Annotated in this window: 23 protein-coding genes, 1 pseudogene and 1 riboswitch; of the genes and pseudogenes, 9 read left to right on the forward strand and 15 right to left on the reverse strand. The window is 41.3% G+C overall.

Annotation, left to right across the window (positions count from 1 at the left end):
- Nucleotides 1-81 precede the first annotated feature (81 nt).
- A riboswitch (TPP riboswitch) is annotated at nucleotides 82-178 on the forward strand.
- Between the two features lie 9 nt (nucleotides 179-187).
- Complete coding sequence (thiC, locus tag V7K48_RS21685) at nucleotides 188-1561, forward strand: phosphomethylpyrimidine synthase (RefSeq protein WP_335075261.1); 1374 nt, start codon at nucleotides 188-190, stop codon at nucleotides 1559-1561.
- Nucleotides 1562-1915: 354 nt separating this feature from the next.
- Here thiC and V7K48_RS21690 read toward each other — a convergent pair whose 3' ends face one another.
- Complete coding sequence (locus V7K48_RS21690) at nucleotides 1916-2164, reverse strand: Ycf34 family protein (protein ID WP_292790237.1); 249 nt, start codon at nucleotides 2162-2164, stop codon at nucleotides 1916-1918.
- A gap of 86 nt (nucleotides 2165-2250) precedes the next feature.
- On the opposite strand from V7K48_RS21690, the gene V7K48_RS21695 reads away from it, so the two are divergent.
- The 4 genes from V7K48_RS21695 to V7K48_RS21710 all read left to right on the forward strand — a co-directional run bounded on the left by V7K48_RS21695 (nucleotide 2251) and on the right by V7K48_RS21710 (nucleotide 6020).
- Nucleotides 2251-3567: a CCA tRNA nucleotidyltransferase gene (locus V7K48_RS21695; RefSeq protein ID WP_335075262.1), complete on the forward strand. Its 1317-nt coding sequence runs from the start codon at nucleotides 2251-2253 to the stop codon at nucleotides 3565-3567.
- 843 nt (nucleotides 3568-4410) lie between these two features.
- Nucleotides 4411-4809, forward strand: a complete 399-nt coding sequence (locus V7K48_RS21700) for a response regulator (protein WP_335075263.1) — start codon at nucleotides 4411-4413, stop codon at nucleotides 4807-4809.
- 311 nt (nucleotides 4810-5120) lie between these two features.
- Nucleotides 5121-5603, forward strand: coding sequence for a tetratricopeptide repeat protein (locus tag V7K48_RS21705; RefSeq protein WP_335075264.1), 483 nt, complete (start codon nucleotides 5121-5123; stop codon nucleotides 5601-5603).
- A 21-nt stretch (nucleotides 5604-5624) separates the two neighbouring features.
- Nucleotides 5625-6020: a hypothetical protein gene (locus V7K48_RS21710; RefSeq protein WP_335075265.1), complete on the forward strand. Its 396-nt coding sequence runs from the start codon at nucleotides 5625-5627 to the stop codon at nucleotides 6018-6020.
- A 251-nt stretch (nucleotides 6021-6271) separates the two neighbouring features.
- On the opposite strand, the gene V7K48_RS21715 is transcribed toward V7K48_RS21710, so the two are convergent.
- The 5 genes and pseudogenes from V7K48_RS21715 to V7K48_RS21735 form a co-directional block, all read right to left on the reverse strand.
- Nucleotides 6272-6484 (reverse strand): hypothetical protein, encoded by a 213-nt coding sequence (locus V7K48_RS21715; protein ID WP_335075266.1) that lies wholly within the window; start codon nucleotides 6482-6484, stop codon nucleotides 6272-6274.
- Between the two features lie 568 nt (nucleotides 6485-7052).
- A complete protein-coding gene (locus tag V7K48_RS21720) occupies nucleotides 7053-7745 on the reverse strand; it encodes a manganese catalase family protein (RefSeq protein WP_335075267.1) in 693 nt (230 codons plus the stop codon).
- Nucleotides 7746-7917: 172 nt separating this feature from the next.
- A complete protein-coding gene (locus V7K48_RS21725) occupies nucleotides 7918-8196 on the reverse strand; it encodes a GlsB/YeaQ/YmgE family stress response membrane protein (protein ID WP_335075268.1) in 279 nt (92 codons plus the stop codon).
- A 701-nt stretch (nucleotides 8197-8897) separates the two neighbouring features.
- Nucleotides 8898-10280: an oxygen-independent coproporphyrinogen III oxidase gene (gene hemN, locus V7K48_RS21730; protein ID WP_335075269.1), complete on the reverse strand. Its 1383-nt coding sequence runs from the start codon at nucleotides 10278-10280 to the stop codon at nucleotides 8898-8900.
- Nucleotides 10281-10519: 239 nt separating this feature from the next.
- A pseudogene (locus V7K48_RS21735) lies at nucleotides 10520-10880 on the reverse strand (biliverdin-producing heme oxygenase); the annotation flags it as partial.
- Between the two features lie 125 nt (nucleotides 10881-11005).
- On the opposite strand from V7K48_RS21735, the gene V7K48_RS21740 reads away from it, so the two are divergent.
- Complete coding sequence (locus V7K48_RS21740; RefSeq protein ID WP_335075270.1) at nucleotides 11006-11347, forward strand: WYL domain-containing protein; 342 nt, start codon at nucleotides 11006-11008, stop codon at nucleotides 11345-11347.
- 150 nt (nucleotides 11348-11497) lie between these two features.
- Here V7K48_RS21740 and V7K48_RS21745 read toward each other — a convergent pair whose 3' ends face one another.
- The 4 genes from V7K48_RS21745 to V7K48_RS21760 all read right to left on the reverse strand — a co-directional run bounded on the left by V7K48_RS21745 (nucleotide 11498) and on the right by V7K48_RS21760 (nucleotide 15750).
- Nucleotides 11498-11737, reverse strand: a complete 240-nt coding sequence (locus tag V7K48_RS21745; protein ID WP_335075271.1) for a hypothetical protein — start codon at nucleotides 11735-11737, stop codon at nucleotides 11498-11500.
- A 336-nt stretch (nucleotides 11738-12073) separates the two neighbouring features.
- Nucleotides 12074-13057, reverse strand: coding sequence for a polysaccharide deacetylase family protein (locus tag V7K48_RS21750; RefSeq protein WP_335075272.1), 984 nt, complete (start codon nucleotides 13055-13057; stop codon nucleotides 12074-12076).
- Between the two features lie 700 nt (nucleotides 13058-13757).
- Nucleotides 13758-14642, reverse strand: coding sequence for an aspartoacylase (locus V7K48_RS21755; protein ID WP_335075273.1), 885 nt, complete (start codon nucleotides 14640-14642; stop codon nucleotides 13758-13760).
- Nucleotides 14643-14694: 52 nt separating this feature from the next.
- Entirely contained in the window at nucleotides 14695-15750 is a 1056-nt protein-coding gene (locus V7K48_RS21760; RefSeq protein ID WP_335075274.1) for a glutathione S-transferase family protein, read from the reverse strand.
- A gap of 800 nt (nucleotides 15751-16550) precedes the next feature.
- On the opposite strand from V7K48_RS21760, the gene V7K48_RS21765 reads away from it, so the two are divergent.
- The 3 genes from V7K48_RS21765 (at nucleotide 16551) to V7K48_RS21775 (ending at nucleotide 20379) form a co-directional block, all read left to right on the forward strand.
- Nucleotides 16551-18038 carry a galactose oxidase-like domain-containing protein gene (locus V7K48_RS21765; protein WP_335075275.1) on the forward strand — a complete coding sequence of 496 codons (1488 nt, stop codon included), beginning with the start codon at nucleotides 16551-16553 and terminating at the stop codon, nucleotides 18036-18038.
- A 217-nt stretch (nucleotides 18039-18255) separates the two neighbouring features.
- Nucleotides 18256-19308 (forward strand): hypothetical protein, encoded by a 1053-nt coding sequence (locus V7K48_RS21770; protein ID WP_335075276.1) that lies wholly within the window; start codon nucleotides 18256-18258, stop codon nucleotides 19306-19308.
- A 72-nt stretch (nucleotides 19309-19380) separates the two neighbouring features.
- Nucleotides 19381-20379: a 2-hydroxyacid dehydrogenase gene (locus V7K48_RS21775; RefSeq protein WP_335075277.1), complete on the forward strand. Its 999-nt coding sequence runs from the start codon at nucleotides 19381-19383 to the stop codon at nucleotides 20377-20379.
- A gap of 42 nt (nucleotides 20380-20421) precedes the next feature.
- Here the strand turns inward: V7K48_RS21775 and rbsK are convergent, their stop codons facing one another.
- The 5 genes from rbsK to V7K48_RS21800 form a co-directional block, all read right to left on the reverse strand.
- A complete protein-coding gene (gene rbsK / locus V7K48_RS21780) occupies nucleotides 20422-21366 on the reverse strand; it encodes a ribokinase (protein ID WP_335075278.1) in 945 nt (314 codons plus the stop codon).
- A 521-nt stretch (nucleotides 21367-21887) separates the two neighbouring features.
- Complete coding sequence (locus V7K48_RS21785; RefSeq protein ID WP_335075279.1) at nucleotides 21888-22277, reverse strand: response regulator; 390 nt, start codon at nucleotides 22275-22277, stop codon at nucleotides 21888-21890.
- A 450-nt stretch (nucleotides 22278-22727) separates the two neighbouring features.
- Nucleotides 22728-22979, reverse strand: a complete 252-nt coding sequence (locus V7K48_RS21790; protein ID WP_335075280.1) for a hypothetical protein — start codon at nucleotides 22977-22979, stop codon at nucleotides 22728-22730.
- A gap of 412 nt (nucleotides 22980-23391) precedes the next feature.
- Nucleotides 23392-23628 carry a hypothetical protein gene (locus V7K48_RS21795; protein WP_335075281.1) on the reverse strand — a complete coding sequence of 79 codons (237 nt, stop codon included), beginning with the start codon at nucleotides 23626-23628 and terminating at the stop codon, nucleotides 23392-23394.
- Between the two features lie 312 nt (nucleotides 23629-23940).
- On the reverse strand, nucleotides 23941-25623 hold the full coding sequence (locus V7K48_RS21800) for a SulP family inorganic anion transporter (RefSeq protein ID WP_335075282.1): 1683 nt from the start codon (nucleotides 25621-25623) through the stop codon (nucleotides 23941-23943).
- Nucleotides 25624-25786 lie beyond the last annotated feature (163 nt).

Consider the following 25786-nt stretch of genomic DNA (forward strand, 5'->3'; position numbering starts at 1 on the left):
CGATATCGCTCTTCACCACCCCCCACACCTCAAGGAATTGTTAACCCTCTTGCTCGCAACCACAACCAAGGTGGTACACTACATCCATGCTAGGGGTGCCTACATAACCAGGCTGAGATCACACCCTTAACACCTGAGTCTGGGTAATACCAGCGGAGGGAAGCTGTTTATAGAGGAATTTATCAATATGCGGACAGAATGGGTTGCTAAACGACGTGGGCAGGATAATGTATCTCAAATGCACTACGCCCGCCAAGGTATTATCACCGAAGAAATGCACTACGTCGCCAAACGGGAAAATCTCCCCGCTGATCTCATTCGTGAGGAAGTGGCGCGGGGGCGAATGATTATCCCGGCTAATATTAATCACACTAATTTAGAACCGATGGCTATTGGCATCGCCTCCAAATGTAAGGTAAATGCTAATATCGGCGCTTCTCCTAACTCTTCTAATCTTCAAGAAGAAGTCGATAAGCTGAACTTGTCGGTGAAGTATGGCGCTGATACCGTGATGGATTTGTCCACAGGCGGCGGTAACTTGGATGAAATTCGCACCGCCATCATCAAGGCTTCGCCTGTTCCTATTGGTACGGTACCGGTATACCAAGCTTTAGAAAGTGTCCACGGCACAATCGAGAACCTGACTGCTGATGACTTTCTTCATATCATTGAAAAACATGCCCAGCAGGGGGTAGACTATCAAACTATCCACGCTGGGATTTTGATTGAACATTTGCCTTTGGTGAGAAATCGCATCACTGGTATTGTCTCTCGCGGTGGCGGTATTTTGGCGCGGTGGATGCTACATCACCACAAACAAAACCCGCTTTATACCCACTTCCAAGACATCATCGAAATTTTCAAAAAATACGATGTCTCCTTCAGTTTAGGAGATTCTCTGCGTCCCGGTTGCACTCATGATGCTTCAGATGAAGCACAATTAGCTGAATTGAAAACCCTTGGACAGCTAACTCGCAAAGCCTGGGAAGATAATGTCCAGGTGATGGTGGAAGGGCCTGGACATGTGCCAATGGATCAAATTGAGTTCAACGTCCGTAAGCAGATGGAAGAGTGTTCTGAAGCACCTTTCTATGTTTTGGGGCCATTGGTGACAGACATTGCTCCTGGTTATGACCACATCACTTCAGCCATTGGAGCAGCGATGGCTGGATGGTACGGTACTGCAATGCTGTGTTATGTAACACCTAAAGAACATTTGGGTCTACCAAATGCCGAAGATGTTAGGAATGGGTTGATTGCCTATAAAATAGCAGCTCATGCGGCTGATATTGCTAGACATCGCCCTGGTGCAAGGGATAGAGACGATGAACTTTCTAAGGCGCGTTACAACTTCGATTGGAACCGTCAGTTTGAATTATCACTCGATCCAGAAAGAGCTAAGGAATATCACGATGAAACTCTGCCAGCAGATATCTATAAAACTGCTGAGTTCTGTTCGATGTGTGGGCCTAAGTTCTGCCCAATGCAAACTAAGGTTGATGCTGATGCGCTGACAGAACTAGAGAAGTTTTTGGCGAAAGAGGCTGTGACTCAAAGCTAATAGATTGTCAAGCGAATTTCATGATCCTGTTGGCGAATTGCTCGGGGGTCAAATCAAATATCCCATAATAATCGCAGAGGAATTATGATCAGGCAGAGGATAAAATAGCAGCAAAACAAGAAACACGGGTCTTGCCATGAATCCACATACTGTGAAAAGTCAGAGTAGCCCCCAGTCTTAGGTGGGGCTGTGGACGAGGCAGAAGAAGGCAAACGAGAGTACAAACTTTTTTAGCCGCATTTTTCACAAGTGAAAAATGCGGCTAAAGTTACCTTTATAGTTACTTACAAAAATATTTAGGGCTACTGCTGTTTGGTGCAGTAGTCACCTTTAAGATATACCAATCATTTTCTATCAAGTCGGCACTAATTCACCAGGACGCAACTTCGACCACTTACCCGTTTCCCGCTTAAAGCTCAGACAACCAACAACATCCCATTCCATTTCAATTACATCCTCTTTAGTCCGAATGTTGACATTGATAGAAGGTTCATTCGGATCAAAATTTGGTGTTTCGGTCAAGTGAGGCTGTTGGTGCTGCCCTTCTACGGCATGATAGGTAAAACAGCTGTCTACATAGTGGCAGTTAACGCAAATACACATAATAGAACCAACTCCAGGCGCCTTTATTGTTAATCTAACTTAAGCGCAACTCTTATTCATGAGTTGCTGGGTTGATTTTTATTACAATGCATAAATCAGTTCTTTCTACCTTAGCTCCCAAAAATTGGCCTTTTAGCTTGGAATTGTTGCCACAACCCGCTTACATGGTAGGTGGCGCTGTCCGAGATGCGATCCTTGGCAGAACTCGCGAATATCTGGATCTAGATTTTGTTATCCCATCTAAGGCGGTAAAGGTAGCGAGAGCGATCGCTCATCATTATAAAGCAGGTTTTGTGTTACTCGATGCAAAACGACAAATTGCCCGTGTGGTTTTTCCTCACGCCACAGCTGATTTTGCCCAACAGGAAGGAAATAGTTTAGAAGTTGATTTGCACAGACGGGATTTTACAGTAAATGCGATCGCCTATAATCCCCATACACAAGAAATTATCGATCCTCTGCAAGGTTATCTAGACTTACAACAGGGCATTTTGCGAATGGTATCACCCGCTAACCTAGAAGATGACCCTTTGCGGTTAATGCGAGGTTATCGACAAGCTGCCCAACTAGGTTTTACTATTGAGCCAGCTACCCAAGCCGCAATTCGTTCTTTGGCATCACATATCAGCAAAGTTGCAGCCGAACGAGTTAGGGTAGAAATTGGCTATCTACTCAGCAATTCTCCGGGTACTCCTTGGATTACAAGTGCTTGGGAAGATGGTTTACTTGCCCCTTTCTTCAAAAACGCCACTCATGAAAGCTTGATCAAGCTAGCAGCAGTTGACAATGCAGCGGCCTTACTCACCCAAAATTGGCAACAATTAGGGGCACAACTGCAAGAATATGTCCGCAATAGTATTAAAACCACTTGGTTAGGTATTGCCAAACTTGCTTGTCTTGTCAACTCAGATCCAGAATTAGCAGAAATAGAGCTACACGAACTAACTTATAGTCGTGCCGAAGTCCGGGGTGTAACCACTGTCCTGAAACTGTTACCGCAGTTTCAAGTAGTCGATATGTCCTTGCGAGAACAATACTTATTGTTCCATGACGCAGACATTGTGTTTCCCGCTACGGCAGTGCTAGCTGTAGCACTTGATAATTTGGTAGAGGCGATGTCTAGTGACAAGCCACTACACACGGCAGTCGCTACAACAGACCAAATCAAAGCGAGACGCTGCCAAGTCTTGGCACCTTTGATCAACCGCTACTTGAACCCTGATGATCTGGTCGCTCATCCCACTCCACTAGTGAGCGGGAAGGAGTTGATTATAGCATTAGATATTCCAGCTTCGCCAATTATCGGCCACCTGTTGACAGAAATTGGCATAGCAGAAGCTGAGGGGAAAGTTTCAACGCCAACAGAGGCGATCGCATTTGCACGTCAGTTATTTGAAGGTTAAAATATACCCGATCAATTTCTGGTGATCCTACTTTATGCGATGCCTGCGGGGGTAACTGAGCTGACGATGCCCTGAGCTTGTCGTTGGCGCAGCCTCTGGTAGAGCATGAGTGATATCAAGTCCGGGTAATTAGTTATGATTCCCACAGCCATTGCACCGCACACGCCAGATGCTCCACTTGGGGAGACCCCTACAGCCCTTCTCTACGAGACGCTCCGCGAACGGGTATCCTACGGCAGGCGCTAGCCTCTCCCTTTGGAAGAAGACCGCACTGGCTCCCCTTAATCCCCTCCCCGCTCTTCAGGAGGGGAGACGAAGCGTAGCTTTGGCTCTTTGGGGTTCTTCGGGTTTAATAAGTAATCAAGCGGACATGATATGAGAGGTTAAGATAATCTTACTTTTGTCAATTAGAAATTATGCTGAAAATTTGAAAAAACCAAAGGGATTAAGTTAACTCTTGTACTGAACTTATGGGGCAATAATGAATAATGTGTATCAAGATTACGCGTAGGCGTAGCCCGCACTTCTCTACGAGACGCTGCGCGAACGGCAAAGCTCAGTGACCACCGCAGGCATCATTTAGTCAATTCTTGCAGATATATGCATCACCTATGCTACTATTTGCTTGATATTATGACTGCCTTACTGTGTTCGTCCCTAAAATTCAGTGCAGATGGACAATCTAATGGATTATACACGAGCCTATTCATTTCATGCCCTACTTAGTCGTCTGAAAACAGCCTCTTACATTTACTTAAGTACTTACCAAAAAAAAAGACCTCTAAGTTTTCCTGATGGGTGGAGTCTTTATGCCTAGTTTTTCTTGAACGGGATTAACTGTTGATGGAACAGCCTTTAATTTTGATTGTAGAACAGAATCTACATGATTTAGAGCTACTTAATTCTCATTTAGGAATATTAAATTTTTCATGCATTTGTACCAAACAAGGGGTGAGGGCTGTGATATTAGCACAAACTCATCAACCAGATTTAATCCTGCTAGATGTAATGCTATCTAATTTGAGTGCAAACCGAGTCATTGATTACCTCAAACACGACTCAAAAACTGCTACTATCCCAATCATTGTAGTAACACCTCTAAAAATGGTACAAGATGATGAATTCACGATGCTCAGAGGATTTGATGATTGCATTACTAAACCCTATGATTTTAATCAATTAGAAGTGGTAATCAGTCGCCACATCAGTCAGCTAAATTCTTTACATTTCTCTGGTGAATAGATTCGAGATTATGAACATCAGGTAATTGATTGAAAACCACAATAATTCCAGATAAGTTATTAGTAACTAGGGATCTGTCAACCACCTAATAGTCAGTTTTGATTTTTAAAGCTTGGCATCCTCATGACCAACCATTTATGACTCTAGATGTCGAGTGTGGTATTAGTCATATTACTGAATACAATAAATAACACAGTAAATTCATAATTAGCAATTAATCACCGCAAATTTAAAGATGACTTTAAAAATGATTTAATAGATATATTTTGTGAGAAAGTGAATACAAAGGTATATTCACTGATCTCAAATTCATGGATTCTTTATTTATTAATTCCTTACTTGAAGAGTTGAAAAACCCGGATGCCACAGTCCGCGAAAAAGCAACCAGAAAAATCTGGCGGATCTGGTTTCAGCAAAAGGGAATCTATGGGCTGGAAATAATTGATCGAAGTCAAAAATTACTGGATGCAGGTGAAATAGCTGAAGCCGAAACAGCGCTGACGGCACTAATTAAAGACCAGCCAGATTTTGCCGAAGCCTGGAATCGCCGGGCTTTCCTCTATTACAGTATTGGTGATTATCAAAAATCTTTGGCAGATTGTCAGATGGTTGTGCAGATAAATCCAATACATTTTGGGGCGCTTCATGGTATGGGCTTGTGTTATGCGGCACTAGGAGAGTATGGTCAAGCGATCGGAGCTTTTCAACGCGCTCTAGAAATTCAGCCTTATTCGCTAGTCAATCAAAAGTTGATTCTAGAATGTACATTTAGATTCAGCTACAACGGCAGGTAGGAGAGAGCATTATACTGTTTTATGAATCCGTCATCACCCTCATCAACAGCAATTCATCGCCTTAGTCGTCGTAATTTTATTCAATACGGTTCTATCTGGATTGCTAGTAGCGTCATTGCTGCTTGCACTAACAGCAACCAACCATCAAATAGCAATTCTCGGTTGGATAAAGTTACATTTGGTACAAACTGGATAGCACAAATAGAACACGGCGGATTTTACCAAGCGATGTCTACGATGGGCTACGCCTACGCTGCTGGTATTTACAAAGACTACGGTTTAGATGTAACTCTCAAAATGGGTGGTCTCCAGGTTGCTAGTGGTACTCAATTGTTGATGGGGGGTGTGGTAGATTTCTTTATGGGTTATGGCATGGATGCCGTGAACGCAATAGCACAAAGTATTCCCAAAATCTGAGCAACTTGTCTATAGCATTCAAAAACTAAAATAATATGGAATTATCCTTTGTGATGCAGCAGAAAAGCAAGGCATTGGGGCAATGAGTGATTAAAGGTAGAAATCACTCTTCGACAGCATGGTTAATACTAAAATTTCCAAATCCAATGTTAATTATAAGAACGCATACACCTAGCAATTTGTGAATAAATGAGTAGACTATTACAATAAGTAAGCGATCGCTTGTTATTCTCCAGATTTTTAGCTACCTTTCAAAGTGGAGTATCCAATTCAGTCTCAACATCTGAGTTTATTTCCACTTCAACCCTCTCAACAGCTTGGCGTAATCCTAAAAAAGCCACCTTTAAGGGTTGACTAACTTTACTGTAGGATTCTGCAAGCACAAGCTTTTGATATTCCTCCACAAATTGCATCCGTAAGCGATGAAACAAGTGCAAAAATGTTGTAAAAGTTACTGCACTCAATCTTAGGGGGCATAGAATTTAAAATTCAAAGCTTCTCAAGAGCAGAAGAGAGCAATCGAAGTCAAGCAATTTTGGATTTTAGACCTCGGTTTACCTCGACTTCTCTACGAGACGCCGCTCAGTACAAGTTGGTACAAGTCCCTCAGTCGAACGATTTTAGATTAAAGAATTGAAGCATAGCAATCAAGTCAGGGGTAATTCAATTAATGCAAGGATAATGGAAAAATAGAATTATTCTCGCGTTTAAATTCGCAAGTCCATTTTTAGGGGCGCACAGCTGTGCGCCCCTAGAGTCTGTTGCATCTAAATGAATATCAGCAAATACTGCTCGGTTAAGATTCCCAACTTGTTATAGAGGTCAAGAATCTTGCTGTTCAGGAATGATTTAGGATTGCAAGAGGTTGGATAGAGCTAAATTCTCCCTCAAAAATCTTTGGTGTGGGCAAACAACCCAATAATTGCAAAAGAAAGTGGGCTATTCGCCCACCTGATGATTATAAGTTTTCAAGAATATGTCAAAAACATTTCTGCCTCAAATCAACCTATAATCTAACTGCAATCGATGGAATTAAGAGTGACTTTCTACCGGATTAGCAACGTATTTGAATGTTGGTTCAGAATTCCAAGGACCACGCTCATCTTTACCGTTTCCGTCTGTAGATAGGTTGTAGTAAAGAGCAACAGTTTCATCTGGCTTAACATTACCAAAGAATGGATCTGTCAACTTACCTAGCGAATCTAGAGCTTTCATAAACATCTGAGTATGAGAAATTTCTCGTGTTAACAGATGCACTAAAGTCTCTTGGGTTCCTTTGTCAGTTGCCAACTTAATCAATGATTCGTAAGTCTGACGAGCGCCAGCTTCAGCTGCAAGATTAGCTCTTAAATCACGCACTACATCTCCACCCTCATTCAAATAACTTGCAGTCCAAGTATTACCTTGACTATCTAGAAAATGAGGACCAACTCCTCGTACCGCAAAGAGAGTACTCTTATAAGCCTCTGTTTGGTCTACATTTTTGGTATGACCTTCGATGAGTTTACCAACCATTTCTAAATGACCGAACTCCTCGAGCGCAATGTCTTGGAGCATATCTTTAATTCCAGCATTTTCAACATGGAATGATTGAACCCAATATTGAAGTGCTGCACTAAGTTCTCCAGTAGCTCCGCCAAACTGCTCTAAAAGCAACTGAGCAAAACGAGGGTTTGGTTCACTAATGTTAACTGCATGAATAGGCTCTTTCTTGTGAAAAAACATAGATTTACACTTCCCAAAATTATGTGTTACAGAAAGGATCGGCTATTTTATTGTCTCCTAGTATTTTTCCAGACAGAGCTAATTTGATGTTTGATAGCTTCTAAAACTGGTGAACTAGAAGACTGATAAAATACAGTAGTGATGTTCAGTGTTGATAAATACCAATCAGCAATTAGGCATTGCTGCTTCTTCTGATTAATCCCCATAGATAAATAGCAACAATTGCACCGAGCACAGCTACTAAAATACCACCAAGAGTTAAACCAGCACCAGCCGCAGTGATTTGCAGAGTTCCTGTTCGTAGCAAGGTAAACAAAGTTCCACCGACGAAAGCACCAATGATACCCAAAATCATTGTGGAGAGAATTCCGCCGCCTTGATACCCAGGATGAATAGCTTTAGCGATCGCACCTGCCAAAAGACCTAAAACTATCCAAGCAATAATACTCATAACTGCCTCAACAATCTCACCTGTCTCTAAGTTATCAACTCTGATTCACAATTCTTTCTACCACATGGGATAAATCCTAAATCCAAAAGTTAGATAAAAAAGTTTACATTCAGATTTGGATGAAAATTGGCATTTTTTTATTTTGTAGCATAAAATATTAAACGAAACTTTTGTCAGATAAATCAATAATTATTGAGTACATCAGTCTAAACTTATTTTCTGTACAAATAGACACTAAAAAATTAATCAACTATATTTTTTATATCTATCTTAAGTAAGATGTAAAAATTTTATCTAATTTTTTGGAGATGTATCAAAATCTGGCTCAGGAAAATTTATAACGGTTTCCTTAGTATTCATCATTGATTATCTTTAATTAGAGATAAATAATCAACCAGGATTTTTGCAAAACTTTTAAAATATCAACGATCTCCTTAAATGATAATTTTTATCATCAAAATTAGGTAATAGTTTTGTATTCAGTACCAATCTTTTCTTTTAAAAGTCAGATTTTGCTGGGAGTTTATTATATTTTACAGCACAGTTTGCTGACAATAATTATTTTAATAATTGCAACATATTAGATTTTCTCAACCGTTATTTTCAAGGAAGAAGCAAGGGGAAGCAACCATCCCTCTTGCCTCTTTTCTAAGTAGATTGAAGGGATAATAGACCTCTTGCCAACATTTGCAAAAGTGGTATCAAATTGTGCGTGAGAATTTTGTCTCTCGCCTTCTTGTGTGGGTATCAAATATAACGGCAATATTTCTGACTAGTAATCTACCGATATCTGTAATCTGGATGTGATTTTTTGATAAACTAACCAAACCATCAGCCTCTAGTGGCTGCAACACCTCTAGTTCCTCACAGAAATATTCATCAAAATTGATCTGATATTTGTTTTCAATATCTTGTTTATGAAGCTGAAAGTGAGACATAATGCCCATGATTACATCCCGTCTGATGATGTCATTTTGAGTAAGCTTGATACCTTTACTAACAGGTAAAGCGCCTGCTGCAAGTGTCTGATAATAATCTTTTAATTCCTTGTGGTTTTGAGCATAAGCATCTTCTAGCATACTGATAGATGTAGCACCAAAACCAAAAAGTTCTGTCTGGGCGTAGGTAGTGTAGCCCTGGAAATTGCGTTTGAGAGTGCTATTCCGTTGAGCGATCGCTAGTTCGTCATTAGTTTTAGCAAAATGATCCATCCCAATAAATAGATACTGGTTATTGGTCAATTCTTCAATGGTCATTTTCAGAATCTCTAACTTTTCTGCTGCTGGGGGTAGCGCCTCTTGAGGAATATTTTTTTGTGTAGGTTTGAGCCACGGTACGTAGGCAAAGTTAAAGACAACAATTCGGTCAGCATCTAACTCAATAGTCTTTTTCACTGTCTCCCGAAATGTCTCACAGGTTTGATAGGGTAAACCATAAATTAAGTCTACATTCACACTTTCAAACTTAGCTTCTTTGATCCAACTCATGACATCAAATAGCATTTCTTCTGGCTGAACACGATTAATAGCTACTTGAACTTGGCGATTAAAATCCTGAATGCCAAAACTAATGCGGTTAAACCCAATCTGTTTCAGAAAGAAAATGTAGTTTTTATCAATATAGCGGGGATTAATCTCAATTGATATTTCTGCTTGTGGATCGATGTTGAAATAGCGATTGATGTTTTTCCATAAAAATTCTACTTGGTAACGATCCAAGTAATTAGGAGTACCACCTCCCCAGTGGATTTGTAGCACTTTTCTGTCTGAATCGATTAAAGCTGCGGTGTTTTTGATGTCTTGAACCAAAGACTCCAGGTAAGGTTTAGCAATATTCTTATTGTTGGAAATTACCGTGTTACAGCCACAGAAGTAGCAAGCACTTTGGCAAAAGGGGATGTGGAAATATAAAGAAAGAGGAGTTTTGCGTTGATTCGAGGCTGCGATCGCAGCCTTAAAATCAGTTTCAGTGAATGTTTCGCTTAACTCTGTAGCGGGTGGATAACTGGTGTATCTGGGGGCGCGAGTGTCGTACTTTTGGATCAGATCCAGATCAAATTTGACACCAGGTAATAGAAAAACCATTGAGTTGCTTTCCAATGAATGTATAGAGATAATAACTAGAATAATTACTGACTTCTAACTCCTAACTCTAGCCCTTTCAAGGTGACTCATAAAATCTCTGCTTTCCTCTCTGCGCCTCTGCGCCTCTGCGGTCTAAAAATAATTTATTTAACCTTATTAGGCGCAGAGAACACAGAGAAAATAGGAATTATTGTCCAAAAATTTTACCCACCTTGAAAGGGCTACTCCTAACTCCTAACTTAATTACCCACAGCTACTTCAGTACTACCTGAATTCTGAGAACTAGTTAGGCTATTAAACAGAACTTGACCGAGTGCTTTGATTAAACTTCCCTCTAACTCTTAAGCCATCTGTAAATTGAACCGAAAGGTACTATTAGCTTCTGCAACAATCCGTTCTACTGTTATATCATCAATGGATAATGCATTTAATGCCTGACGATACTTATCCTTAAATGCCTTTTTGTCAGGAATTTGCTCAAAATTGTAAAAGGATGTGCCTTCATAGCCAGAAAGCTTCAGGGCAGACTGAGCAACTTTTTGTATCATTTGACCCCTTGAGAAGATCGCCCATGTAGCGAGTGTAGGCATGACCTAGTACCGCAAGGCGGAAGTCAAAAGTCACTCATTCAAAAGTCAAACATTTTGAACCCCATAAATAAATTTAGGCGATTCCCTCAGCGGCGTCGAAGGGATTCAAACATCCTCTTAGGGGCAGGTTGGGAGTTGAAGTTGGGTTTAAGAGAAGATCAGCAACGGGAGATTCGTGGAGAACTAGAGCTTGTGCGAGTACAAGTTAGATTTTTTCCTGAAGTTATGGAATTTATCCAAGAGGGCGAGAAGCGACATCCTAAGCAGGATATAAAACTAGGGCCAAAGGGAAAAGATGGCAAACCTGCTTACGTAAATTATATTGTTAAATTGCCTGAGCGATCGCTGGAGGAGTTTTGTCGCTGGGTGTACCGTTTCATGAGCAATGCTCAGTTCATCTATCCTCAACATCTAGCTGAAGAACACCAGAAATCTGCTCATGCATTAATAAATCGGTATTCTTCCAAAGCCCCATAAATCAGGATGATTGAAAAAGAGGCAAGGAAGCTATTAGCTCTTAGCAGAGAGGTAAAACTTCATGCTGGGCAAAAGTCTAAGTGAAGACACTGGTCAATTAATACCCAAATCTGATCTAACCCGGTACTCCGGGTTAGTGGTAGTTCATGCTTAATCTTCACGCCGTAACTGCCATACTGCACCAAAAGCGGCCCCAGCCCCAGCTAACAATCCGGTACTCATCCCTTGGATAGTTTTTTGGATTGGAGCTTGGGTTAGACACTCACTTGTAACCTTATTGCCTTCCAAGCAGAGACTACTTTCTGCCCAACCGGCAGTACCTCCTAAAATTACACCAGTTATACTACAGGAAACAACTAACAGTAAAAGACGTTGGGTTTTTCTAACCATAGATAGATGTGTCAAATATTAGAGATAATGATTAACTCTAAATTACTATACACATACTTGCTAGCAAATGTCAGCTGATTTAAAGAGAACTAGCTGCTATTAAAAACTCAGACAAGTATTAAAAAATCTGATTGAACATCGCATCTTAAAAAAATAACCTCTGGGGAAGGGATATTACCAGAAGTTTTTAATAAAGACATTGGAATAGTCAACTATTATAAAAATAAATTTATTTTTTTGCCAACACTATTTCTTCTTTTTCAAAGACAGATCAAAGTTAATTTTCCCTGTAATTAAGGATACAAATTGGACTGAGAAATCGGATAGATCATATTTTTACCTCTTTTGAGGCACTAATACAGGCAGTTGATCAGCGTTGGCTACGAATTTGGCGTGTTGTCCAACAGTCAAAACATTGAACTGACTGGATATAAGTTCTAAACTTTTGTTCACTACTGCTAGCTTTTTGTAGGTGGGAACACTCATTCCAGGGAAGAATGATAGTTCTGGCACATCCTCTTGACTTAAAAAGTCTGTAGGATGGAATAGCAAAGAAGGTTGGACGCGTGTAAGTTTACACAGCCACAGGGCTATTCGGAGGTAGAGTAACGCCACTTCTGAAGAAAATGTACTCAGATACATTATGTAACTGAAGTGAATTGGCACCTTGAAAATTGGCATGGTGGTAACGGGAATCTCAGTGAGTTTATGCTTACCCATGTGCCACTGGTAAGGTTTCAGAGGCTGCAAACCATCTTTGAAACCGCCAAATAAGGCTTCCCGTTTCTTGCGTTCTTCTTTACTCAGTTTACAGGTCATCAAATAATAGGCTCGTGCTATGGGCCCCAAAAATGTGGGAAAAGTCGAAGCATCATATTCGTATCCCCGTCGTGCTAAGACTTTCAATACCGCAGGAGAAAAACTGTATCCAGGCCCTCGGAAGCCGATAGGATGTTGATGAGTGACGCGCTTGATATGTTCTTCGGCCAAGGCCACCTCTTGTTCAATCTCATCCTCTGAATACAGATGTAGCCAAGGATCATGGTAAAATGAGTGATTGCCAATTTCGTGACCAGCACTAGCGATCGCTTGTAATGCCTTGGTGTTTTTTTCCAACGCTGCATCCTGACCCACAATGAATACTGTGATTGTCAAATCCCATTGCTGGAGAATATCTAAGAAACGAGGTACTGCAATATCCAGGTAAGAGGGGAAAGTCTCCCAACCAGGAGCGCCCTGATTTTTTAGAAAAGACCAAATATTATCCAAATCTAAAGAAAGACTGGCTATTGGTCTGTTTCTTGGTCGCTTGTTCTTCATTATTAGTTTAGTTATTTGGACAATTTTAAGCGTAAATTATAGTCTTAGGTTTAGGCTTTATTGGTCAAGTTTCGTATTTTGACTCAGGACTGGTTTTAGCGGAAATCTTCAGCCAGAAGGTTTGCGGTTGATTATTTTCAAAATCAAGAGTGACTTTAAGAACAGCATTTCGACGCCGAATAGCCCGTTATAGACATCACCTAGATTGAACACTAACAAGTGTCCCATATTTATAAACAAATTCTGCTTGTCTAAAAGATATTCCGGATCAATTAGATAATGGGTTTTCAGCGCTCCCTTGAACTCGACTTGATCAGCCCTTCAGACAACGTTTTACCCTGATACTTGATTACTGGTTGTCAATATATCATAATCAAGACGCATTTAAACGTATATTACAAGTAAGTATTAACGTTCGCGCCAGATATAGAAGTTATGAATGATTCTGATACTCAATTTCTATGATCACTTCCAATAAAAAGCGATTATACAAAAAATTTTCTCCACATTCTAGTCCGCTACGGCGTAAATAAAGCAACCATTTAAAATCCCTAAAAAACCCATTCCATAATACTTTTGAATGAGTGACTTCCGCTTTGCAGTACTAGTTCCTGTGGCGTCAGTTTGCCTACCTTTAACAAGGAGATTTTGCCCCAAGTCTTGTTAATTGAGATGGTAGCTGCTTTTTTGCCAAGCTTTACTAAATATTGATTGCCTGCTTGTGAGTCAAACACATTGCAATTCCCTTTTCGTAGTAAGCTGCCTCATTAATAAAAATAGGCCAAACGGTAGATGCCCCCTGATAAACAATTGTTTTATCATCAAAAGTCAAAAACATTGGATCTCCTGGGTTCAAGGCTTGATAATCTTTGTCCTGAAGCTCTGGATGAATCATCCCAAAAATTGTTCCATCCTGTTTTTTTGGATAGTCCACAACAGATAAGTGATCATAGAGAATCAACGTTTCGTTAGTTGATAGGATTTCACCCTGGTTAAATTGTTCCAGATAGTCCAGAACCGCATGAACAAATTCCTCTGTTTGTTGGAACAGCGTCGCTTTTAATACACCTTGGGCAATAGGGCCAACCTCGATCGCAAAGCCTAATTCACACAGAGAATTTACAAATGGGTTTTCTTCAATTGATTTAAAAGAGCAGCGATAAACCCTAATTAAAGGACTGACATGGCTCAGATAAGCAGCCAATTTCAAGTTTAAGGGATGACTGTTTACCAAAATAATTGTCAGACCCATATTAGCTGTACTGCTGTGCAAGTCTAAGATGAAATCTACTTGTTTATCCCTGTTTGATACTAGTATGTCCTGAATTGATTTAGCTTGCAATTCTTCATAACTGCTCAGAGTCGGATCTTGTAAATCTTGCTTGAGAAAACAGCGATTTAAATCCTTCTCTACATATCGCCTCCCCGCCGCAAAAGCATTAGGATTTGCTAACAAAGTGACTGTCTCAAAACTTGGTCTAGTAATCAAGTCTGAAAACTGGGCAAATTTTTGGATCAGGTAGGCTCCGGTAAACTCATTGCCATGAGTTCCACCGACAATTGCAACTCGATTAATCTGGTTCACGATTACACCAACTCCAGAATGCAGCCATCGAGGTATCAGTTCTCAATGTAACTTATAAAGCATTCACTTTGCCGATGCGATCACGACCATGTGGTTGATAAAGATAAGACATATCAGGGCCATCGGGAATGATCCCGCCAGGATTGAGTGGGAACAGGTTCCCGTAGTAGTCCCGTTTTACACTCTCGACATCGCAGGTGTCAGCTACACCTGGAAGCTGATATAGATCACGTAAGTAAGCTCCTAGGTTCTGATAGTCTCGAATTCGCTGCCTATTGCACTTAAACAACCCATAGTAAGCACTATCAAATCGAAATAACGTCGTGAATAAACGGACATCTGCAAGCGTCAGGTTTTCCCCACACAGATATCGACTAGTCTGCAATGCAATGTCAATCTCATCGAGAGTTGCAAACAGTTCATTACAAGCTTGATTGTATGCTTCTTGGCTCTGGGCAAAGCCGCAGCGATACACACCGTTATTTACTGTGTGATAAATCTTCTCATTCCACCAGTCAATTTTTTCTTTGAGTTCTTCTGGGTAGAGATCGAGTGTGGGATTGTTGGCGAATTCGTTAAACTCAGAGTTCAGCATCACGATAATCTCTGAACTCTCATTATTAACGATAGTTTTTGTTTGGTTATCCCATAAAATTGGAACTGTAGAGCGTCCGCTGTAGCCAGGTTCTGCCAGCTGATAAAATTCAGCCAGTGTCTGACAACCTTCTTCTTCCTGGTTGAATATCCAACCGCCTTCAATGGGAGAAGGAGAGACGATACATACTGATATTACTGCTTCGAGTTTTTTGAGCGATCGCACAACCAGGGTTCGGTGCGCCCAAGGACAGCCCAGCCCAACATAGAGTTTGTAGCGCCCCGCTGCTGGTGGGTACGGATTCCCTAACTCTGTGCCAATGGACTTCCGAAACTGGCTATTAGGACGAATATACGCTCCCGACTGATTGCTAGGAGCAAGCTTTGACATCATGATCTGCCACATAGTCGTCCAGATATACTTTCCCAGCCAGATGATCAGCTTGGGAGGGAGTGTCCTACCCTTTTTCTTTGGGAGATTTTTCTCGTCATTCATTGGAGTTGAGTTGCTCATGGCGACAATCTTGCTTTGGGAGCGATTGACATTACCACTGTTTTTACTAAGTAGGTTTCCATGCTTACAACCCACTCTGAGTTTTACTACTTTACTTTACTACGCTTTGCCTGTACTTTATATGATGCTTACTGCGAAATATCTCTAGGCTTTAAGCTAATCCTGACTCAAATTGCATTTTTGTCTGAACTTCCCTATGGATAAATCCGGAGGGTTCCAACTCGACTAAAGTGAGTTTCGTTTACGGTATATGTAACCATTATTACATCAGACTATTGGTGACAAATTAAGCTGATCAAGCATTTGTCAATAATTGAGGTCTCAAAGACAATTTTTAAGCCAGTGATGCCCAATGGCAAGCTGCTTTTAAAGTTATGAGCAAAGGAAACTGACCCTCAAGCTTCTCTTTGTGTCTATGCATCATATTTAAAAGATCATTTATCCTTACCCAAAAACCTAATATAAGGCGTAATTATATACTTAAAAGTATTGATTTTTTCCGTATTATTACTATTGACGAACCGGATTTTACCTTAGCTTTAAAAAAAACATACTACATCTTAACACTAAGTAAGCCTAAATAAGTATAGATATAAGTAAGTGGGTATGAATAATTAAAGGTTTGCAGTAAGGGCCTCATCCCGATTTAAGGGCTGAAGCCCTTACTACAAGCCAATTTAATTAAGATTACATTACGTAACATAATTTTTTTCTTCTTGCTCACTTACTGAAATTTAGTAAAAAATTACTGAAATAAAGAATAAAAGCAGGAAATTTACGTAGGAATAATTGTAAATCAAGTGACTCAATCTAATAACAAGACTAACCTTTTAGAGGAAACCGATTTAGGGACTTTTATAGCTCAGAGTACTACCACAGACAAATGGCAAGTATTGTCGTACAGTGCTCCAATCCTACCTATGCACGCCGCTCTACTTTGTACTGGTAAAGTATTCTTTTTCTGCGGTTCAGGTAATGATCCAGCTCGATTAAATACTCCCTATGACAGTGTGGTCTGGGATGTAAGTAAGGGAACCTTTTCCCGTCAAGCGCCTCCATTGAATAGTAATAATCAACCTATTGACCTTTTTTGCGCCGGTCACTCCTTCACTGCTGATGGTCTGTTAATGGTTGCGGGTGGAACTCTGCGCTATGATCCATTTTGTGGTTTGCTTGTTGCTCTAATGTTTGATCCCATTACCGAGAAATGGGTCAAGAAGCCATCAATGAATAATGGGCGCTGGTATCCCACTCTGTTAACACTAGGCAGCGGTCGTATTTTTGCGCTGTCTGGACAGGCTAAAGATGGCAGCCTCAACAGACAACCAGAAATTTATTCTGCTACATTTCCAAATGGTTGGAACGCTTTTCCAGTAACTAGTTTCTTCCAGCCATATGCACATCTGTTTCTACTAAGTAGTGGAAGCATCTTTTATTCAGGTGCTCAGATGGGCGGCAACCATGATGTGACGCCAAGGATACTAACCCTGCCAGGGACATTTACACAATCCATCCCAGAAAAAGTGGTGCCAGGGCTGCAAGCCGCAAATTTCGGTAATCAAGCTGCCAGTGTGCTTTTACCACCTGCACAAGACCAAAAAGTCATGATTCTCGGTGGGGGTACTGCTACTACAGCAACAAACAGGGTAAATATTGTCGATTTAAAAGTTAGTAACCCAACTTACGTACCAGCAAAGTCTCTAAACTATGCCCGAATGCATCACAGTGCAGTTTTGTTGCCCGATCGCACAGTGTTTGTTTGCAATGGTAGCAAAATGAATGAGGACTTAACACAATCAATGCTGCCAGCAGAAATCTACAATCCAGCTACAAATACCTGGACAGTAGTAGCTAGACAAAAAGTCCCCCGCGTATATCACTCGGTGGCCTTGCTCCTGCCAGATGGTAGGGTAGCCACAGCTGGGGGTAACCCTAGACGGACTGTCAATGAACTGCGATTAGAAATCTACAGTCCTGCGTACATGTCACGGTCACGACCAATCATTCAGAGCGCTGCTAAAACATTGAGCTACGGGCTGCAATTTACGATTCAGACACCCCAGGCTAGGAATATTAAATGGGTTAGTCTGATTAGACCAACGGCAAACACCCATTCCTGCGATACAGAACAAAGGTTAGTGGATGTACCGATTATTTTTAGGAACGCTACTTCTCTCAAGGTCACGGTAACAAACAATCGAAACATAGCACCACCAGGCTGGTACATGCTTTTTATTAGTGACTATAGTGGGACACCCTCAGTAGCAAGCTGGACGCAATTATTATAGCCTTACACCTTTATGTTCAATAGACCTCTTGCAAAAGTCAAAAAATTAGGAATGTCATTCTGTTCACGCAGCGTTACCGCAGGGTATGGAACGCGGTGGAGAGAAGAATCTCACTAGATGTTTCGCTCCGCTCAACATGACAATTTAAGCATTTATGCAAGAGGTATAATACGTTGCACTTTACTCAATAAAAGTCATTATTTATAGGAGTGGAAATATGAGTTACAAGCTATCACGTCGAAAATTTGGCCAGTTGGCACTTGCTGGAACTGTAGTATCTGGACTTAGTTATCTAACCAATAAAGCCTTGGGGCAAACACCAAATTTAAAAATTATTGGTATAGGTTCTAGCTCTATCATCAGCACTGACAAAGCGGCTGTTCCAGAGGTAAACACCACTGAATTAGACAGCACTGCCTCAAACAGTGTACTCACAGATATTAAGCCTGTAGGACTAGGACTTGTTTTGCAATCTTTTGTTTTGCAATCCTTAAGTACAGGAAAGGCTCAACTTCAAACTCCACTAACTTCTCAGATACTTGCCGAGCGCGGTACAGCTTTAGTAAAGTCTAATCAGGCATTGAGTGGCTTCACTTCTTTAAACAATGGCACATTTGCCGATCGCGTTAAACCTTTAATAGAGTCTAACGAGACATTAAGTGGCTTCACTTCTTTAAGCGATGGCACACTTGCCGTAGCTGTTACTCCTGTTAGCACTAGTACCAAAGAGGCGACACCGACTCGCATTATATTTTTGAGTACACCTGTAAAAACTTTGATAATCTCAGAACTTAAACAGAATCAACAGCTTGGGAGCTTGCTAGGCACTAATGATGGGCGACTCATCGGTTTAGTAGGTAACAAGAACGGTACACCGCCGATCAGATTGGTAGATATTAACCTTGAAACAGGAGAGATTAGTTTCATCACTAAGATTAAATTTCCGAACGATGAGCGAGTCAGCAATCTAGCTGAGTGCCCAAATGGAAAACTTTATACGTCCTTAGTTGGATCTGATGGTGACACAACTCTGGTGCAGCTAGATTCAAATCAAAAAAAGCCGATCAGACTAGCACAATTGAAAGTTAATGGTCAAGAATGGAATAATGGCTTACAAAGCTTAGTTTGTTCTGCAACAGGTCAACTCCTCGCCTTTGGAGCTATGAGGTATGAGACACCTAATGCTGTGTATACCATAGATAAGAACAGTGGAAACATGACTCGGCTACAAGACTTTGACGCTACTCAGATTACGCTTGCTCGTGGGTAGAAGGGATTGAGCCGATATCTAGCAAAAAAGTGCCAAGCCCTCATCTGGACTTGAGGGCTTTTTATCAACAATATGCCTCAAGCTAAAGTCTTTATCACTCGTCGCCTGCCCATCGAATTGGAGCAACTGCGTAGGCGTAGCCCGCCGCAGGCATCGCTTGCTACTGTCGAAGTGTGGCCAGAACGCCAACCCCCTCCCTACGAAATTTTACTAGAAAAAGTCAAGGAAATAGATGGATTGCTCTGCCTGCTGACTGACCAAATTGATCGGCAACTGATAAAGTCTGGGAAACTCAAAGTTATCAGTCAAATGGCGGTGGGTTACAATAACATTGATATTTGTGCCGCTACTGGACGGCAGATTCCCGTGGGTCATACTCCGGGTGTGTTAACCGATGCTACCGCAGACTTTACCTGGGCATTATTGATGGCAGCTGCACGGCGAGTCGTGGAGGCAGATCGATTTACTCGTGCAGGGTTGTGGCAAACTTGGGAACCAGACTTATTATTGGGGCCGAATGTTACAGGTGCTACCTTAGGGATTGTTGGTTTTGGGCGCATTGGTCAGGCGATCGCTCATCGTGCCAAGGGGTTTGAAATGCGGATTTTGTATACCAGTAGGCAACGATGCAAGCCAGAATTAGAACAATCTCTAGGTATGGAGTTTGCGACGTTGGAATACGTACTTCAAGAGTCAGACTTTGTGACACTGCATACACCATCTACTGATGATACTTATCATCTGATTAGCGATTGCCAATTTGAGTTGATGAAGCGATCGGCTATTTTGATTAATACAGCGCGGGGAACTATTGTAGATCCCGATTCTCTGTATCGTGCCCTTGCAAGTGGTCAAATTGCCGGTGCGGCTGTGGATGTCACCGAACCAGAACCGATTCCCACCGATAGCTTGTTGTTGACCTTAGATAATCTAATTATTGCACCTCATATTGGTAGTGCCAGTCGCCAGACGCGCTCAAAAATCGCAACAATGGCGATCGCTAACTTAATTGCTGGACTGACAGGCGATCGTCTAGCTTATTGTGTTAACCCTGAAATTTATAACTCATAATTCGCTGATTAATATCTTTTTTAAATACCTACCTTGAAAGCCTCATTTCCCCCACTCCCTACTGCCCACAACTCTATCCCTAAGAAACGCATCAAATGTAAACCTATCGGCTAGCGAAGTTTGTGCGCCTGATTTTGTTGTCGCCAAAGCACCTGCTGCTGCACCCCAAATAACTGCCTGATGTAAAGAAAGTCCTTCAAAAAGTGCTGCCGTTAAGCCGCCATTAAAAGCATCGCCAGCAGCTACTGTGTCAATCGCATGAACTGGAAACGCTGGTACAAAAAACTTTTCCTCAGCAGTGGCACAAAAAACACCTTTAGCACCTAGTTTAACGATCGCACATTTCACACCCCGTTGTAATAAAACTCCAGCTGCTTTAGCTGCAAGTTCTTCTCCATCTACAGGAAAACCTACTAACTGCGCTGCTTCAACTTCATTCGGTGTGATAATGTCCACTAACGGGTAAAGTTCATCAGGGAAATCAGATTGTGCGGGTGCAGGGTCGAGAATGACGATTATTTTGGTTTTTTTTGCGGCTTTAGCGGCTGCAACCACAGCAGTAATCGGAATTTCTAATTGTAAAAGCAGTGCTGTAGCTTCTGGTAATAAATCGGACAATCGTTCTACATCTTCTTGATTGACACACCCATTGGCACCAGGAATTACAATAATTTGATTTTCACCAGCATGATTTACAGCGATGATCGCGACTCCCGAACTAACAGTCTCATCTACAAAAATATTGTCAATCTGCACACCAGATGCTTGCAAATTGTTGAAAAGTTCCATACCAAAACCGTCTGCACCTACACGCCCCACCATTTGGGTAGGAATTCCCAATCTTGCTAATGCTACGGCTTGATTAGCTCCTTTACCTCCCGAAACTTTAAAAAAGTCTTCTCCTAGCAACGTTTCTCCTGCGACTGGCAACCGGGGTGCTGTTGCAACCAAGTCTATATTTATGCTGCCGAAGACGATAATGCTCATAATGCTTATTTTTGTTGATCTTAAAGTCATTTAGCCTAATATTACAGTCAGCGATCGCAACTGTTGTTTTGGCAATGGTAGAGGTGGAATATTTGCGATCCCATTTTTTGATTTTGACGGGAATATTATTTGGTATGAAACTAAAAAAATAATCTTGTTACTCAGTAAATCTAAATCACTCTGAGCATTTAAATTTCTCTGAACCTGATTTGCAAGGAAAGCAAATTTCTTAACGCTTCTATATTACCCTGAACAAATTACTAACGTTGAACTTGCTGAATCAGAGTTTGTGTTTGTTGATAAGCTTGGGTATCGCCTTTTTTAAGAAATAATCTTGCAGCTGATTAAAGGTCTGTGACAGCACTCTTAGAGACCATTTATAATGGTTTGTAACATCTAATCCTCAAGTTTATAAACGCTCAACGTCGGGTATATGTTCGATTTTGTACAGTTCTCTGTGCGCGACGCGATCGCCCTTTTGGGTCTATAAATCTATTAATTTAAATGTACTTTCGGTAGGTTCAGTCTAAAATTGTTTGCACTTGAGCAATTACTGCATCTGGATCAAAGGGTTTCTGGATAAATCCATCAATCTTTATATCGTCAGCCAATTTAGTATCATCTTTATCGAAAGCTGTTACCAACAAAATAGAAAGAAATTCAAATTTATTCGACTGTCTGATACGTCGAACTACTTCGTATCCATCTATTTGTGGCATTAACACATCTAGTATTAGCAAGTCAGGCACTTTCGGGTCAGTTTCAATCTTGTTCAACAACTCTGCACCGGAATTAACGATTTCTGTCTTGCAATCCTCAGCTTGCAAAATCGCTTCAAGCAGAAAACAGTTATCAGCGATATCATCACAAATTAATATATGTTTGATAGAATTTACTATTGATTCCTGCATCGACTCTAAAACTTTTCCCTATCTCTCCATAACTCCCGTGTTGAGGTTTCACGGGAGCAATGCGATTTTGTGAGGTGCTTAAAATTCAGGTGCTAAATCACCTGTTTAGGGGTGCGATCACAGTCAAATAACTATTTTTATTGAGAATCTAGCTCTATAACTGAGAATTAAAGTCCGATCTAACAAAATCGCATTGCTCCCGGTTTCACTTTCCTTGAGTAGTAATAGTGTAAACATCCTATCCTCAAGTTTACAAACGCTCAACGTCGGGAGTCTGTCCGGTTTCGGACATAGAACTGTGTTTATAAGCTCACGCTCGAATTGCAGGCGTTCGCTTTATTCCCTTTTGGGTCTAGAAGTCTGCTAAATCGCGAAAAGGGAATAAGCCGATCTAAATAAAGTTTGTACACCTAACCTAAAACGGGTGTGTAAGGTTCAACGAAGAGAAGGCTAATTTATGTACAAAGACCACTGTTTACAAGCATCTTTAACAATTTGTTTCTCTTCTAAGGACAAAAGCTCATCTGACTGACCAGACGCTAAAATTTTGGCGGCAATAACCGCTTTTTGGTGTTCCACACCACGGTTAACCAGTTCCGTGCAAAATATTTTTTCTCTTTCTTCTACTGGTGTAAAGAAATTACTTGACATTGCTAAACAAATGTAGGTGTGTAAGGTGTGCCACAACTGCAACAAGCTCATCAGGTTCAAAAGGCTTACAAAGAACCTCTTGAAATCCTGCATCCATTGCTCATTAATCTAGATAGCTTTAAATTTACACCCGCAAGACGTAGAGAGTCGGTTCAGTTTCGCACATTGATACTCAGCTTCTGACAGAGCGGCGAGATGCGAGTTCGCTTACCTAAGCTAATATGAAGTAGCGTTCAGTCTAGAGACTGAACATCACTATATGCTCAGTAGTACACTTTTGGGCTATTTTGTGGAATCAAGGACGAAAATTATTGATTTTACGTTGTTCGCATAACGTGGAATCCAAGCCTGTAAATATTGATTCTTCGTTGCTATGCTATTAACAGCTAGTGCTGATTAAGCCACGCTTATCAATAGCTGACACCCTAGAATCGGGCTTGCAACGATTAGCCATAACAAAAGCTTATATCCATGCAAGGCTTGGGCGATCGCCGGCTGTCTTTGTTTGCACGTCAGCCCGTGCTTCCCATGTGGCTGGTGGCTGGATCTGGGTAACAAGTGGCAGTTCTTCACCTTTGGGGTGAACATTGCCATGAGTCGATTTTTGAAGTTCTCGAATAAATGCGTCGATTGCCTTTGCGGCTGCTGACTGCCTTCCCATTTTTAACTTGGTCAAAGTGCGATCGCGGGTCGAGTTCATGTCTACAGATATGCAATGCGTGACCAGCCCAATTCTATAAGTGCGATCGCTAAAAATTCATCTTACAGCAGATTGCAACTTCTCTTCTTAGGCTACGCCAAGGTGAGTACAGATTATTGTAAGGGCACAACATTGTTGTGCCCCTACCTATGTACCTCATTTACCTGAAAAACGCTGTAACTGGGAAGTTGTAACAGCCATCCCAAAAGAGTTTGTAACAGTAACCAAATATTTAGCACCTTTACGATCATAAATATTAGTTTTAGTTGTGATTATAGGTATCTATTTTACTCTCTTGATGGCAAAATCTTATCATTCATTTAATTCCATCAATTCTTTGGTTTTCAAATCAGCAGCTATTGGTAGAGAACATCCTTCAATCTGAGGAGAGATAGAGCAAATTGCATCTGTCGTTGTTTCAAAACAATTTGATAACCCAATTGTTTTTAACAATCCTGAACGTTCTAGTAGTTGTTTGACTTCGGATTGTAAACCTGTGAGAATTAAGCGGCAATTGTGCCGTTCCAAGTCGTGGTAAATATCCTCTAAGGCTACTAACCCAGTTGTGTCCATATTTGGCACAAACCGCAACCTGAGAATTAAATACTTCACTTCCGGTTGATGGCGGACGAAGGTAACAAACCGTTCAGCAGCACCAAAAAATACGGGGCCATCTACCCGATAAACGGCAATTTCCTTACCTAATTCTAGAGGAGTACCAGGAGGAAATACTTCGGTTTCAGGTATTTTGACTAGGCTTAAATCGCTCATCTGTTTGATGAACAAGGCTCCAGCTGCAATCAATCCCACTTCTACAGCCAGAACTAAGTCAAACAAGATTGTCACTAGCCAGGTGAGAATCATCACAGCAAAGTCGGAGTAGGTAGCATGTATTAATAAACCAATGGCTTTCCACTCAATCATCCGCACGCTAACCACCATCAGAATGCCAGCAAGTGCTGCTAAAGGAATCTGTGCTGCTAGGGGTGCTAAAGTTAAAACAATAATCGCTAAGGCAACACCGTGAATTACTCCAGATAGTCGGGTTTTAGCGCCAGAACGGACATTGATAACAGTCCGAGCGATCGCACCTGTTGCGGGGATGCCACCAAAAAATGGGACAATAATATTTGCCAACCCTTGACCAATTAATTCGCGATCGCTATTGTGTTTTTCGCTCACCGTCATCCCATCAGCCACTACCGCCGATAGCAACGATTCAATACTTCCCAGTGCTGCTAAAGCCAAAGCGGGATTAATCAGTTCCCCAATCAACGTAAAATTATTCCAGTGGGGGATACCGTGGGGCATCGGTAAAGATTGCGGAATACTGCCAATTGTGGCTACAGCCAGATGGAAATAAGCAGCGATCGCTGTTGCCAAGATCAACCCCATTAAAGAACCTGGTATTGTCGTATTAATCCTGGGCCACAAAACCGTGGTTGCAATCACCACCATTGCCAACCCAACAGCAGCCCAGTTTAAAGCTTCTATATGAGTTAAACTTTGCCAAACTCCCGGTAAAAAATGTTCGCTACGCGGTAGTTGTAAACCAGAGAAATTATTTAACTGTCCACAAAATATAATCACGGCAATACCATTGGTAAAGCCTGCCGTCACTGGATAGGGAATAAACTTCACTAGCTGTCCAAGTTTGGCAACCCCCAAGGCAATCTGAATAATCCCAGCCATCACCCCAGCAATCCAAACTTTCTCAATGCCGTACTTAGCGACAATTCCCACCAAAATCACAGCCATTGCACCTGTTGGCCCTGTAATCTGGACTGAGGAACCACCAAAAATTGCCGCTACAATTCCCGCCACAATAGCGGTGTAAAGTCCAGCCTTTGGTTCTACTCCACTTGCCACTGCAAAGGCTAAAGCTAAAGGTAAGGCTACCACTGCTGCTGTCAGTCCTCCCGTCAAATCCCCACGCAGTCCACTAAATAAGCTACCCAGACGCTGTGGTTTTTGGAGGATATCAGATATTGCCATATTCCATTTCAACTCTTATAGACAATTTGTTGAACACAGATAGATGTCAGATGATATCCGGGCAATTAAGCATCATACCCGGAACCTCAAAGAGCCTGGAGGGAAAAGCTCCTTTATTATAGACATCTCTGAAAAAAGTCAAAATTATAAAATTATATTGTTA

The organism is Nostoc sp., assembly GCF_036919615.1.
Classification (GTDB): Bacteria; Cyanobacteriota; Cyanobacteriia; order Cyanobacteriales; family Nostocaceae; genus Nostoc.

Excerpts from the sequence above, each read along its gene's own strand:
- V7K48_RS21790 (WP_335075280.1), bottom strand. The coding sequence starts at position 22,979 with ATGAGCTTGTTGCAGTTGTGGCACACCTTACACACCTACATTTGTTTA.
- V7K48_RS21710 (WP_335075265.1), top strand. The coding sequence starts at position 5,625 with ATGAATCCGTCATCACCCTCATCAACAGCAATTCATCGCCTTAGTCGT.
- V7K48_RS21770 (WP_335075276.1), top strand. The coding sequence starts at position 18,256 with ATGAGTTACAAGCTATCACGTCGAAAATTTGGCCAGTTGGCACTTGCT.
- V7K48_RS21700 (WP_335075263.1), top strand. The coding sequence starts at position 4,411 with ATGGAACAGCCTTTAATTTTGATTGTAGAACAGAATCTACATGATTTA.
- V7K48_RS21775 (WP_335075277.1), top strand. The coding sequence starts at position 19,381 with ATGCCTCAAGCTAAAGTCTTTATCACTCGTCGCCTGCCCATCGAATTG.
- V7K48_RS21785 (WP_335075279.1), bottom strand. The coding sequence starts at position 22,277 with ATGCAGGAATCAATAGTAAATTCTATCAAACATATATTAATTTGTGAT.
- V7K48_RS21750 (WP_335075272.1), bottom strand. The coding sequence starts at position 13,057 with ATGAAGAACAAGCGACCAAGAAACAGACCAATAGCCAGTCTTTCTTTA.
- V7K48_RS21745 (WP_335075271.1), bottom strand. The coding sequence starts at position 11,737 with ATGGTTAGAAAAACCCAACGTCTTTTACTGTTAGTTGTTTCCTGTAGT.
- V7K48_RS21690 (WP_292790237.1), bottom strand. The coding sequence starts at position 2,164 with ATGTGTATTTGCGTTAACTGCCACTATGTAGACAGCTGTTTTACCTAT.
- V7K48_RS21760 (WP_335075274.1), bottom strand. The coding sequence starts at position 15,750 with ATGAGCAACTCAACTCCAATGAATGACGAGAAAAATCTCCCAAAGAAA.
- V7K48_RS21720 (WP_335075267.1), bottom strand. The coding sequence starts at position 7,745 with ATGTTTTTTCACAAGAAAGAGCCTATTCATGCAGTTAACATTAGTGAA.
- V7K48_RS21705 (WP_335075264.1), top strand. The coding sequence starts at position 5,121 with ATGGATTCTTTATTTATTAATTCCTTACTTGAAGAGTTGAAAAACCCG.
- rbsK (WP_335075278.1), bottom strand. The coding sequence starts at position 21,366 with ATGAGCATTATCGTCTTCGGCAGCATAAATATAGACTTGGTTGCAACA.
- V7K48_RS21725 (WP_335075268.1), bottom strand. The coding sequence starts at position 8,196 with ATGAGTATTATTGCTTGGATAGTTTTAGGTCTTTTGGCAGGTGCGATC.
- V7K48_RS21800 (WP_335075282.1), bottom strand. The coding sequence starts at position 25,623 with ATGGCAATATCTGATATCCTCCAAAAACCACAGCGTCTGGGTAGCTTA.
- hemN (WP_335075269.1), bottom strand. The coding sequence starts at position 10,280 with ATGGTTTTTCTATTACCTGGTGTCAAATTTGATCTGGATCTGATCCAA.
- thiC (WP_335075261.1), top strand. The coding sequence starts at position 188 with ATGCGGACAGAATGGGTTGCTAAACGACGTGGGCAGGATAATGTATCT.
- V7K48_RS21795 (WP_335075281.1), bottom strand. The coding sequence starts at position 23,628 with ATGAACTCGACCCGCGATCGCACTTTGACCAAGTTAAAAATGGGAAGG.
- V7K48_RS21695 (WP_335075262.1), top strand. The coding sequence starts at position 2,251 with ATGCATAAATCAGTTCTTTCTACCTTAGCTCCCAAAAATTGGCCTTTT.